Source organism: Streptomyces alfalfae (genome assembly GCF_004127445.1).
Taxonomy (GTDB): domain Bacteria; phylum Actinomycetota; class Actinomycetes; order Streptomycetales; family Streptomycetaceae; genus Streptomyces; species Streptomyces alfalfae.
This window is the reverse complement of record NZ_QEXM01000010.1, coordinates 44861-56895: the sequence shown is the minus strand read 5'-3', so window position 1 is coordinate 56895 and position 12035 is coordinate 44861. Positions and strand designations below refer to the sequence as shown.

The 12035-nt window shown below is 73.4% G+C and carries 6 protein-coding genes and 2 pseudogenes; 7 read left to right on the top strand and 1 reads right to left on the bottom strand.

All coding sequences use genetic code 11. From position 1 onward, the window contains the following. Positions 1–28 precede the first annotated feature (28 nt). The 4 genes and pseudogenes from DCW30_RS02665 to DCW30_RS38040 all read left to right on the top strand — a co-directional run. The gene (locus DCW30_RS02665) at positions 29–1294 is read left to right on the top strand and encodes a glycoside hydrolase 5 family protein (protein WP_076682904.1); all 1266 of its coding nucleotides are present in this window, start codon (positions 29–31) and stop codon (positions 1292–1294) included. An 88-nt stretch (positions 1295–1382) separates the two neighbouring features. Then, positions 1383–4400, top strand: coding sequence for an alpha-mannosidase (locus DCW30_RS02660; RefSeq protein WP_076682902.1), 3018 nt, complete (start codon positions 1383–1385; stop codon positions 4398–4400). Positions 4401–4459: 59 nt separating this feature from the next. Beyond that, positions 4460–4864, top strand: a pseudogene (locus DCW30_RS02655) (fuconate dehydratase); the annotation flags it as partial. A gap of 73 nt (positions 4865–4937) precedes the next feature. Next, positions 4938–5066 (top strand): annotated as a pseudogene (locus DCW30_RS38040) (amidohydrolase family protein); the annotation flags it as partial. Positions 5067–5163: 97 nt separating this feature from the next. Here the strand turns inward: DCW30_RS38040 and DCW30_RS02645 are convergent. Further along, positions 5164–6600 (bottom strand): lipase maturation factor family protein, encoded by a 1437-nt coding sequence (locus tag DCW30_RS02645; RefSeq protein WP_076682900.1) that lies wholly within the window; start codon positions 6598–6600, stop codon positions 5164–5166. Positions 6601–7143: 543 nt separating this feature from the next. Here DCW30_RS02645 and DCW30_RS37860 point away from each other — a divergent pair. From DCW30_RS37860 to DCW30_RS02630, 3 genes are all read left to right on the top strand, one after another. Further along, a complete protein-coding gene (locus DCW30_RS37860) occupies positions 7144–10083 on the top strand; it encodes a helix-turn-helix transcriptional regulator (protein WP_076682898.1) in 2940 nt (979 codons plus the stop codon). A gap of 227 nt (positions 10084–10310) precedes the next feature. After that, a complete protein-coding gene (locus DCW30_RS02635) occupies positions 10311–10964 on the top strand; it encodes a response regulator transcription factor (RefSeq protein WP_062778108.1) in 654 nt (217 codons plus the stop codon). A gap of 7 nt (positions 10965–10971) precedes the next feature. After that, positions 10972–11757, top strand: a complete 786-nt coding sequence (locus DCW30_RS02630; RefSeq protein ID WP_076682896.1) for a histidine kinase dimerization/phospho-acceptor domain-containing protein — start codon at positions 10972–10974, stop codon at positions 11755–11757. Positions 11758–12035: the final 278 nt, after the last annotated feature.

The following is a 12035-nucleotide window of genomic DNA, read 5'->3' as shown; positions in this document are numbered from 1 at the left end:
ACCTCCCCCCCCAAAACCAGGACTCGCCTTGCCTTCCGCACCGCCTTCCGCACCCCCTGCAAGGACGCCGCGATTCGGCGCCAACTACACGCCCTCCCAGGGGTGGTTCCACCACTGGCTCGACTTCGACATCGACGCCGTGCGCGCCGACCTCGACGCGGTGGCCGCCCTCGGCCTCGACCACGTGCGGGTCTTCCCGATCTGGCCGTACTTCCAGCCCAACCGCACCCTGATCCGCCCGCGCGCCGTCGAGCAGCTCGTCCGGCTCGCCGACGCCGCCGCCGAGCGCGGTCTCGACGTCAACGTCGACGGCCTCCAGGGACACCTGTCCAGCTTCGACTTCCTGCCCGCGTGGACGCAGACCTGGCACCGGCGGAACATCTTCACCGACCCCGACGTGGTGGCGGGGCAGGCCGCGTACCTGCGGACGCTCGCCGCCGCGCTCGCCGACCGGCCCAACTTCATCGGCATGACCATCGGCAACGAGGTCAACCAGTTCTCCGCCGGGCCCCACCCCGACCCCGACCGCATCACCCCGGAGCAGGCCGACGCCTGGCTGCGCACCGTCCTCGCCGCCTGCGAGGAGGGCGCCCCCGGCAAGCTGCATCTGCACGCCGAGTACGACGCCGCCTGGTACCAGGACGACCAGCCCTTCACGCCCGCGCAGGCCGCCCGGCTCGGCGCGGTCACCGCCGTGCACTCCTGGGTGTTCAACGGCACGGCACAGCGGCACGGCCGCACGGGCGCGGCCACCCGCACGCACGCGGCGTACCTGATCGAGCTGTCCAAGGCCTGGGCGGACGACCCGCGCCGCCCCGTCTGGCTCCAGGAGGTCGGCGCCCCCGCCCCGCTGATCCCCGCCGAGCACGCCGCCGCCTTCACCGAGGAGACGATCGCCGCAGCACTCGACTGCCAGGACCTGTGGGGCGTGACGTGGTGGTGCTCCCACGACGTGTCGCGCGACCTCGCGGACTTCCCCGAACTGGAGTACAGCCTCGGGCTGCTGACCAACGACGGGCGGGTCAAGCCCGCGGGCTCCGCCATCGCCCGCGTCGCCAAGGAGTGGCGGGGCCGAACGCACGATCCGGCGCCCCGGACCACCGCGGTCGTCGCGGACGACGCCGTGGAGCGGCGGTCCGCGTGCGCGCCCGGGGGAGCGGTGTTCGAGGCGTTCGCTCGCCTGGTGGCGGACGGCGTGCGGCCCGCGGTGGTCCTTGCCGGACGCGTGGCGGACACCGGGTACCTCGCCGCGCGGGGCATCACGTCCGTCGTTCGTCCGGAGGAGGTCCGCTAGGCCGGCACGACCCCCGTAGACCGCGCTTTCGCGCTCGTCCTCGACCACCGGACAGGCCCGACCCTGCCACGCCCCCAGGAGAACCCTCATGCATGACGACCGCACCCTCGTCGAAGCCCGCCTCAAGCGCGTCCTCGACGAGCGCATCAGGCCCGCCGTCCACCCCGCCTCCGTCCCCCTCGACGTCGCCGTCTGGAACGCCCCCGGCGAACCCGTGCCCGTGGCGGAGGGCCTCGCCGCCGAGCCGGTGGCGACCCGGGTGGGGGAGCGGTGGGGCGCGCCCTGGGGGACCAGCTGGTTCCGGGTGACCGGGACCGTGCCGAAGGAGTGGGCGGGGAAGACCGTCGAGGCGATCCTCGACCTCGGCTTCGACGAGAACATGCCGGGCTTCCAGTGCGAGGGCCTGGTGTACCGGCCCGACGGCACCCCGGTGAAGGGGCTGAACCCCCGCAACCAGTGGGTGCGCGTGGCCGCGCCGGCCGAGGGCGGCGAAGAGGTGCGGCTGCACATCGAGGCCGCCTCCAACCCCGTCATCCTCGACTACCACCCCTTCCTGCCGACGCGGTTGGGCGACAAGGAGACCGCCGGCAGCGAACCCCAGTACACGCTGGAGCGCATGGACCTCGCCGTCTTCGACGAGACGGTGTGGCAGCTCGTCATCGACCTCGAAGTCCTCGGCGAGCTGATGCAGGAGCTGCCCGAGGACTCCGGGCGGCGCTACGCCATCGTGCGCGCGGTCGGCAGGGCGCTCGACGCCGTCGACCTCCAGGACGTGAACGGCTCGGCCGCCGCCGCGCGCGCCGCGCTCGAAGATGTGCTCAGCACCCCCGCCGAGCCCTCCGCGCACCGCATCAGCGCCGTCGGCCACGCCCACATCGACTCCGCGTGGCTGTGGCCGCTGCGCGAGACGGTGCGCAAGGTGGCGCGTACGACGTCCAACATGACCGCGCTCATCGAGGACGAGCCCGACTTCGTCTTCGCCATGTCCCAGGCCCAGCAGTGGGCGTGGATCAAGGAGCACCGCCCGGAGGTGTGGGCGAAGGTCAAGAAGGCCGTCGCCGACGGGCGCTTCGTGCCCGCGGGCGGCATGTGGGTGGAGTCGGACACGAACATGCCGGGCTCCGAGGCGATGGCCCGGCAGTTCGTCCACGGCAAGCGGTTCTTCCTCGACGAGTTCGGCGTCGAGAACGACGAGGCGTGGCTGCCCGACACCTTCGGCTTCGCCGCGGGCCTGCCGCAGATCATCAAGGCGGCCGGCTCCAAGTGGCTGCTGACACAGAAGATCTCGTGGTCGCAGACCAACCGCTTCCCGCACCACACCTTCAACTGGGAGGGCATCGACGGGACCCGGATCTTCACCCACTTCCCGCCCGTCGACACCTACAACTGCTCCATGAAGGGCAGTGAGATCGCCCATGCCGCGAAGAACTTCAAGGACAAGGGCGTGGCGCGGCACTCCCTCGCGCCCACCGGCTGGGGCGACGGCGGCGGCGGCACCACCCGCGAGATGATCGCGAAGGCCGCGCGGATGCGGGACCTGGAGGGTTCGGCGACGGTTCGGTGGGAGACGCCTGCGGAGTTCTTCGAGAAGGCCGAGGCCGAGTACCCCAACGCCCCCGTCTGGGTCGGCGAGCTCTACCTCGAACTGCACCGCGCCACCCTCACCAGCCAGGCCGGGACCAAGCAGGGCAACCGCCGCAGCGAGCACCTGCTGCGCGAGGCGGAGCTGTGGGCCGCGACGGCCGCCGTCCGGTGCGAGGAGTTCTCGTACCCCTACGAGCAGTTGGACCGCATCTGGAAGACGGTGCTGCTCCACCAGTTCCACGACATCCTGCCCGGCTCGTCCATCGCCTGGGTGCACCGCGAGGCCCGCGCGACCTACGCCGCGCTCGCACAGGAGCTGACCGGCATCATCGACGGGGCGCAGCGCGCCCTCGCCGGTGAGGGCACCACCGAGCTGGTCTTCAACGCCACGCCGCACAGCCGGGGCGGCGTGCCCGCAGGCGGCGCGGGGCGTGTGACCGTCGACGGCCGGACCGCGATCGCCTCGCGCGCGCAGGGCGGCTTCGTCCTGGACAACGGGCTGCTCCGGGTGGAGATCGACGGCCGGGGCCTGGTCGTCTCCGCCTACGACCTGGTCGCCGACCGGGAGACCGTCGCGCCCGGCGGGGCGGCGAACCTGCCGCAGATCCACGCCGACTTCCCCAACATGTGGGACGCCTGGGACGTCGACGAGTTCTACCGCAACACCGTCACCGACCTCACGGACGCCGACGAGGTGGTGGCCGGTGAGGGCGGCTCGGTGCGGGTGGTGCGCACCTTCGGCGACTCGCGCCTCACCCAGGTGCTCACCCTGGCGCCCGGCGGCCGGCGCCTCGACATCGACACCGAGGTCGACTGGCACGAGACGGAGAAGTTCCTCAAGCTCGCCTTCCCGCTGGACATCCACGCCGAGCGCTACGCGTCGGAGACCCAGTACGGCCACTTCTACCGCGCCACGCACACCAACACGAGCTGGGAGGCCGCCAAGTTCGAGGCGTGCAACCATCGCTTCGTGCACGTGGAGGAGCCGGGCTGGGGCGTCGCCCTGGTCAACGACTCGACGTACGGCCACGACGTGACCCGTACCGTCCGCGCCGAGGACGCGGGGACGACCACCACCGTCCGCGTCTCGCTGCTGCGCGCCCCGCGCTTCCCCGACCCCGAGACCGACCAGGGCGTGCACCGCTTCCGGCACGCCCTGGCGCCGGGTGCGGCGATCGGCGACGCGGTGCGCGAGGGCTACCGGGTCAACCTGCCCGAGCGCTGCCTCACCGGCGGCTCCGAGGTGGCGCCGCTGGTCACCGTCGACAACGACGCGGTGGTCGTCACGGCGGTCAAGCTCGCCGACGACGGCAGCGGTGACGTCGTCGTCCGCTTCCACGAGGCGCACGGGGGCCGGGCCAGGGCCACGCTGACGACGGGCTTCACCGCGGCCTCGGTCTCCGTGACCGACCTCTTGGAGCGTCCGCTCGCCGACACCGCGGCCCCGGAGCTGAGCGGCGGCGCGGTGGCGGTGCGGCTGCGGCCGTTCGAGCTGGTGACGTTGCGGTTCAGCAGGGGCTGAGGCGCACGTCATAGCGCGTGAGGGGCCCCGGCGCCATGGCGCCGGGGCCCCTCACGCGCCAGCCGGGTGTGATGCACATGGCGATCGGCGCGGTCGTCAACGCCGTCTGGGACCTCGCAGCCAAGCGCGCCGGGAAGCCCCTGTGGCAGCTCCTGGCCGACGCCACACCCGAATGGCTCGTCTCCCAGGTCGACTTCCGCTACATCGCCGACGCCCTCACCCCCGAGGCCGCCCTCGCCCTGCTGCGGCAGGGCCGTCGGGGCGCGGCGGCGCGCGAGGCGGTCCTGCGTGAGCGCGGCTTCCCCGGTTACACCACCTCGCCGGGCTGGCTCGGCTACAGCGACGAGAAGCTGACCCGCCTCGCCCGCGCGACCGTCGCCGACGGCTTCACCCAGATCAAGCTGAAGGTCGGCGCCGACCTCGCCGACGACATCCGCCGCTGCCGCACGGCCCGCGAGGCGATGACGGCGGTTTGGCCGTGCCCGCCACGCACCGCAGGGTCTGGGACTTCAGCGCGGACGGCGTAAGCTCTCCGGCATGGTCACCGAGGCCGACCACGCGCAGTGGACGGTGGACGATGTGCGGCCCTACGCGGACACGGTCCTGCACGCCTTCGGGCCCGAGCGCCTGATGTTCGGCTCGGACTGGCCGGTCAGCCTGCTCGCCGCCCCGTACGGCGCGGTGCTCGAAGCGGCGGAGCTGCTGACCGCTCCCTCGACGCCGACGCCCACGCCGAGGTCTTCGCCGGCACGGCCCGCCGCGTCTACGGCCTGCCCGGCGGCTGAGCGGGCGCGGCAAGGCGGGTGGGCGCCAGGAACTCGCGGACGTAGGTACGCTCCCAGCAGGCTCCCGTGGCGCGCAGCTCCCGCCAGGTCGTGTAGCGGTAGCGGTAGAGCCTGGCCCGGATGAACCGCGGCGGCGCGTCCGGCGGGAACGGGGAGCGGCGCAGCAGCCGCAGCGTGTCGCGGTCCCCTTCGAGCAGCCGCTCCACCATCGGCCCGAACCACGCCCGCGCGTACGCGGGGGAGAGCGCGGCGAACCACATCATCCAGTCGAGCCGCAGATGGTACGGGGCGAACTGGCGCGGCCGGCGGCGCACGTCGCCCGGCTTGCCCTTGAACTCGTAGGCCCGCCAGTCGCCGTCCTCGCGCGCCACCGCGTCCGCCGTGCCCTCGACCACGATCTCCTGGCGAACGCGGTTGACGCTGCCGAACGCGCCGTAGGAGTTGACGAGGTGGAGCGGGTCGAAGGAGGTGTTCATGACCTGCCGCCGGGAGACGAGGTTGCGGACCGGACGGTGGCTCAGCGCGAGGAGCAGCGCGGAGACGGCGATGACCGCCACCTCGTACCAGAGCGGGGTGGCGGGGTAGGGCCCGTGGTCCCGCAGCCCCGAGAGGTCGAGGGCGGGGACCGCGAGCACGATGGTGATCCAGTTCAGCCAGGCGAAGTTGCCGGAGAGGACCAGCCAGAGCTGGGTGACGATCATGAGGCTCGCCGCGGCCGTCGCCACCGGCTGCGGGGTGAACAGCAGGAACGGCACGACGAGCTGGGTGACGTGGTTGGCCGCCGCCTCCGCCCGGTGCACCGGCTTCGGCAGATGGTGGAAGAACCAGCTCAGCGGCCCCGGCATCGGCTGCGTCTCGTGGTGGAAGTACAGGCAGGTGAGCCTGCGCCAGCAGGCGTCGCCGCGCATCTTGATCAGCCCGGCGCCGAACTCCACGCGGAACAGCACCCAGCGGAGCAGGAAGAGCACCAGGACGGGCGGGGTGACCTCTTCGTTGCCGAGGAACACCGCGAGGAAGCCCACTTCGAGGAGGAGCGACTCCCAGCCGAAGCCGTACCAGGTCTGTCCCACATTGACGATCGAGACGTAGAGCGCCCATGGCAGCAGCCACAGCAGCATCGCGCCCCACAGCGGCAGCAGGCCGTCGGCGCCCGCGAGGAGCGCCACCGCCGCCGCGCAGCCCGTCCACGCGCAGAGCGCGAAGAACCGGTCGGAGTAGTGCAGCTGGAACAGGCTCGGCGCCCGCTTGAACGGCACCCGCGCGACGTACTTCGGCACCGGCAGCATGCCGCGCTCCCCGATGAGTGCCCGGAACTGCCGAGCGGCCCCGAGGAAGGCCACCAGGTACACCGCGGCCAGAGCGCGCTGGAAGACCAGGCGGCTCAACCCGTACGCGTCAGCCGTGAACCATTGCACGCCTCCATTGTGACGCTGGGTGAGGCCGATCGGCCGTGTGGCGCGCGGTCCGCCACCCGGCGTGCCGCCGGGGCTGACGGAGGGGCTGACGGAGGAAGCGGGGGCGGGTAATCTGCGCCCGCGCGCGGACCGCGCACCGGTCGGCGACCGGTCGGGCCGGTGCACCGGTCGACAACAGGTCAGGCGGCGGAGACCGGATCATGCCGATCGGGCCAATCGGAGCGGTCCCCTCGCGTCGCTGCCGCCACGGCAGCCCCCGCCGTCATTTCCCGCGCCTCGCGACTGCGTTCTATTAATCCGCTGAATTCGTCTTCAGGCGAATGCGGGACGGGCCGCACCTCATGCGGAGTGGGGGCGTCCGATCCTCTTGCGGGTGGCGCGTTCGTTACGGTAATAAGATGGCATTAGGTCAAATAGTGCTGGCAGTTGATTTCCGGATATGGCAGAGTCGACGCAGGGGAGGTCGGTCACGTCGGTAATTGATCCAGCTGGTCGTCCGGTCGCTCGCGGATCAGCCGTCAGGTACGGGGGAGAAGTCGGCTCATGAACTTGGTGGAACGCGGTACGGAACTCTCGATCTTCGAAAGCATGCTCGACTCGTGCGCGAGAGGGTGTGGCGGGGTCCTGCTGGTGAGTGGCGCGGTGGCGAGCGGCAAGACCGCGCTGCTCCGCGCCTTCGGGGAGCGCGCGAGTGCGGCTGGGGCGCTGTATGTGCAGGCCACGGCGTCGGAGGCGGAGTGTGATCAGCCGTTCGGGGTGATGGGGCAGTTGCTGCTCGGCGCCGGTCTGCACGGGTCGGGCGTCCGGCCCGCGGCCCGTCTTTCCAGGGGCAACAGTGACATGAGCATGACTCAGGGGGTGGAGACGGGGGCGCTGGCCGCCGGGGAGCCGAGCGTGGTGCCCGGGCTCTGCGGAGTCGTGCTGGAAAAGGCGAGGGAAAGTGTCGTTGTGCTCGGCATCGACGATGTGCAGCACGCCGACGAACGCTCCCTGGAATGCCTTCTTTACCTCGCCCGCCGACTCGGCTTCAGCCGCATTCTGGTCGTCCTCGCGGAGAACAGCGGCTTCCCGTCCGTCAATACGCGTTTACACGTCGATTTGCTGCGCCTCGCGGGCTGCCGAAATATCAGACTCGCGCCGCTCCAACGGCAAGGAGTGGCGGAAATGATCCACGAGGCGGACGAACCGGGGTGGCGCACGCGCAAACTGGTCTCGCAGATCCACCGGGCGGGCGGGGGCAGTCCCCTGCTCACCCGCGCGCTGATCGAGGACCACAGGGCCGCGGGCGCCACCTCGGCCCGCGCCGACCTGGCGCCGGGCGAGGCCTTCGCGCGCGCCGTCATGACCGCCCTCTACCGCAGCGACACCGCGACGTGCCGGCTCGCCGGGGCGCTGGCCGTGGCGGGCCCCGACGTCTCCCTCGCCGAAGTGGTGGAGGCCCTCGGCGGCACCCGGGAGTCCGCGCACCGCGGCCTGCGGGCGCTGAACGAGGCGGGCCTGCTCGACGCGGGCTGGTTCCGCCACGAGGCCGGGCGCGCCGCGGTGCTCCGCGGCATGGACCCCGCGGACCGCACCCGCCTGGAGGCCCGCTTCGCCCAGGTCCTGCACGAGCACGGCGCGGCGGCGTCCGTCGTCGTCCGGCACCTCATCGCCGCCCGGAAGGCGGACGCGCCCTGGGCGCTGCGCGTTCTCATCGAGGCCGCGGGCCGCGCCCTCGCCGACGACGAGGTCGGCCTCGCCCTCACCTGCCTGCGGGTGGCCCGCGACTCCCGCACCGACGAGCGCCAGGCCCTGGAGATCCGGGCCGCGCTCACCCGGGCGGGCTGGCGCGTCAACCCCGCGGGCGTCGCCCAGCACCTGCCCGAGCTGACCACCGCGGCGTTCGACGGCCGCCTCGACCTCCGGCACGTGGACGAACTCGCCGCGCACCTGCTCTGGTTCGGCCAGGTGGAGCGGGCCCTCGGCGTGCTCCGCACCGCCGAGCGGAACGGCACGAGCCCCTTCGGACGGCCGGGGGCGAGCGGAGCCCCCTACGCACACGACGGCCCGCGCGGCTGGCTGACGTACGCCTATCCGGGGCTCGCCGCGTCCGCCCGGACCCGTGCCACCGGCGCCCCGGGGCGCCGGACGGCCGCCGCACCCCGGCAGCGGACGCCCGAGCACGCCGCCGCCGGGCACGAGACGCCGGAGGAGTCGGCACTCCGTCACGAGCGCGGCCGGGCGCGCGGCCCCCATCAGCGGGCGGCGAGCCTCATGAAGGCGCTCCTCGCCGGAGCGGACGGGAAGGCCGTGGTCCGGGCCGAGCAGATCCTGCAGAGCACGCGCCTGGGCGACCGCACCCTGACCGCGCTCCTGGTGGCGCTCGACGCCCTGGTCCTCGCCGACCGCCTCGACCTGGCCGCCCACTGGTGCGGCATCCTCCGCGAGGAGGCCGCCGCGCGCCGCGCCCCCATGTGGCAGGCGCTCCTCGCCTCGGCAAGGGCCCGCATCGCCCTGCGCACGGGCGCCCTCGCCGCGGCCGAGGAGTCGGCGCGTACGGCCCTCGCCCTGGTGCCCGCCGACGGCTGGGGCGTGGCCGTCGCCTCGCCCCTCGCCACCTCGGTCTGCGCCCTGACCGCCCTGGGCCGCCTCGACGAGGCCGCGTCCCGGCTGAGCGTGCCCGTGCCCGACCCGGCGTTCCAGACCCCCGACGGACTGCTGTACCTGCGGGCCCGCGGCCACCACTACCTCGCCTCCGGACGCCCCTACGCCGCCCTCGACGACTTCCTCACCTGCGGGGACCTCATGACGCGCTGGGAGTACGACCTGCCGGCGCTCGCGCCCTGGCGCACCGACGCCGCCGAGGCCCACCTCCGCCTCGGCGAGTCCGAACGCGCCCGCGCCCTCGCCGAGGAGCAGCTCGCCCTCGTGGGCCGGGGCAGGGGCTGGGCCCGCGCCACCTCCCTGCGCGTCCTCGCGAGCACCCTGAGCGCCGGGCGTCGGCCGCCCCTGCTCGACGAGGCGATGGAGATCCTGCGGGAGCGCGGCCACCGGTTCGACCTCGGCCGGGCGACCGAGGAGTCGGCGCGCGCGCAGCGTGAGCTCGGCAAGAGCGGCCAGGCGCGCGCCCTGGCCCGCAAGGCGCAGCAGCTGGCCGAGGAGTGCGGTGTGCCGGTGCCGAGGGCGACGCGCGCCGCCGACGCGGGGAGCCCGCAGCCCGCCGAACAGCCGTGGGCCCCGGGCAGCCGCCGCCACCCGGACGAACTCAGCAACGCCGAGCTGAGGGTGGCGACCCTCGCCGTCCAGGGGCACACCAACCGCGAGATCGCCGACAAGCTCTTCATCACGATCAGCACCGTCGAGCAGCATCTGACGCGCGCCTACCGCAAGCTCGCCGTCCAGCGGCGCGCGGACCTCGCGGCGAAGCTCGGCCCTCTCGCCGCCCCGGGGGACCGCGACGGGCCCGCGACGCCTGACGTCTGCGACCGGCTGCACGTGGGGTAGGCGGTGGAGAGGCACGGTTCCGTTTCTACGCGGCGTCCGGTCACACGGCGGTCCGAAGATTTTCCGGCGCACAGGCGGGGCCGGATCGGGGCCGTCCGCGGGCCCGGCGCCGGCGGTACGCTCGCGCCGTGACCGGTGCGTGACGCGGGATCGGGCACGGTGGTCCGCGTGATCGGTTCCCGAGGCGGCTGCCCGCCGCCCGTGACGCGCTCGGCGAGGGGTGGACGATGAGGGTCTTGGTGGTCGAGGACCACGCCGAACTCGCGCAGTCGGTCGCGCGGGTGCTGCGCAGGGAGGGCATGGCCGTCGACGTCGTGCACGACGGCTCCGACGCGCTGGAACGCACCTGCGTGGTCGACTACGACGTGGTCGTGCTCGACCGCGACCTGCCCGGTGTCCACGGCGACGAGGTGTGCAGGAGGCTGGCCGAACAGCCCGCCCACGCCCGGGTGCTGATGCTGACCGCGTCCGGCGCCATCGCGCACCGGGTCGAGGGCTTCAGCCTCGGCGCCGACGACTACCTCCCCAAACCCTTCGCCTACGCCGAACTCGTCGCCCGTATCAGGGCGCTCGCCCGGCGCTCGCAGATCGCGCTGCCGCCGGTCCTCGTCCGCGGCGACCTCAGACTCGACCCGGCGCAGCGGGTCGCGTCGCGCGCCGGGGAGCGACTGCCGCTCACGCCCAAGGAGTTCGCCGTCCTGGAGTACCTGCTCGCGGCCCAGGGACGGGTCGTGTCGGCGGAGGAACTCCTCGAACGGGTGTGGGACGAGGCGACCGATCCGTTCACCACCACGGTCAAGGCGACGATCAACCGCCTGCGGCCCAAGCTCGGCGACCCGCCCGTCATCGAGACCATCCCTCGGGGCGGCTACCGGATTTGAGAGGCCCATGCGTCTGCCCCCGTTCGCCGCCCCGGCCGCCGGGGCGAGGCCCCGCCCGGCCAGGCGGCGGGCGAGCGTACGCCTGACCCTGCTGTACGGGACGCTGTTCGCCGCGTGCGGCGCGCTCCTGCTCGCGCTCATCTGCCTGCTCGTCGCCCAGATGCCGGGCGGCGGCATCCTCGTCGGCGACGGGACACTCCCCGGCGTGCACGCGCCCGGCGGGGCGGCGGACCTGACCGGGCCGCTCCACGAGGAGGCGGCCCGCCGGCGCGGGGCCCACCTGCGGCACCTGCTCGTCCGGTCGGTGATCGCGCTCGTCCTCATGGCGGTCGCCTCCGCCGCGCTCGGCCGCCTCGTCGCCGTGCGGGCCCTGAGCCCGGTGCGCACGCTGACCGGCGCCATCCGGCTGGCCTGCGCGGGCGGCAGCGGCGAGCGGCCCGCGGCGCCGCGCCCCCCGGCGGAGCTGACGGGCCTCGCCGACTCCGTCGACGGGCTCCTCGACCGCCTCGACACGGTGCACGACGCGCAGCGGCGCTTCGTCGCCGACGCCGCCCACGGGCTGCGCCCGCCGCTCACGCGGGGCCACGCGCTGATCAAGTCGTCGCTCGTCGACGGCGACGCCACCGCGGAGTCGCTGCGGCGGGACTTCGAACGGCTCCTGGCGATCAGCGAGCAGCAGGCACGGCTCCTGGAATCGCTCCTCGACCTCGCCGGCGGCCGGCCGGGCCCGGACCCCACGGAACCACGGTGCCCCGCGTCCACCACGGCGGCGGACACGTCCTCGACTCCGTGACCGTTGCCGGCGGGGCGGTCGAATACGGCGGCGATGGTGCGCAGTTGGACGACAGGGCCCGACCGCTTTGAGGAGAGACGGGGACGCTTCTACGGTAGGGATCCGGCGAATGCCCCGAACGTGTCACCGCATTGATTTCGCCGCGCTTTCCCCGCTCCATCTTGTGCGCGGACATGTCCACCGGGAATAACCGGACGGGGCGGTTTTCCCACGGGTCGCACGCGCTTGTTCGTGCCCAGAATCCGCCTTTCCGGGCGGTCTCACACACGGGAGGAACC

Coding starts and splice junctions, on each gene's coding strand:
- DCW30_RS02660 (WP_076682902.1), top strand. CDS start 1,383: ATGCATGACGACCGCACCCTCGTCGAAGCCCGCCTCAAGCGCGTCCTC.
- DCW30_RS37860 (WP_076682898.1), top strand. CDS start 7,144: ATGAACTTGGTGGAACGCGGTACGGAACTCTCGATCTTCGAAAGCATG.
- DCW30_RS02635 (WP_062778108.1), top strand. CDS start 10,311: ATGAGGGTCTTGGTGGTCGAGGACCACGCCGAACTCGCGCAGTCGGTC.
- DCW30_RS02630 (WP_076682896.1), top strand. CDS start 10,972: ATGCGTCTGCCCCCGTTCGCCGCCCCGGCCGCCGGGGCGAGGCCCCGC.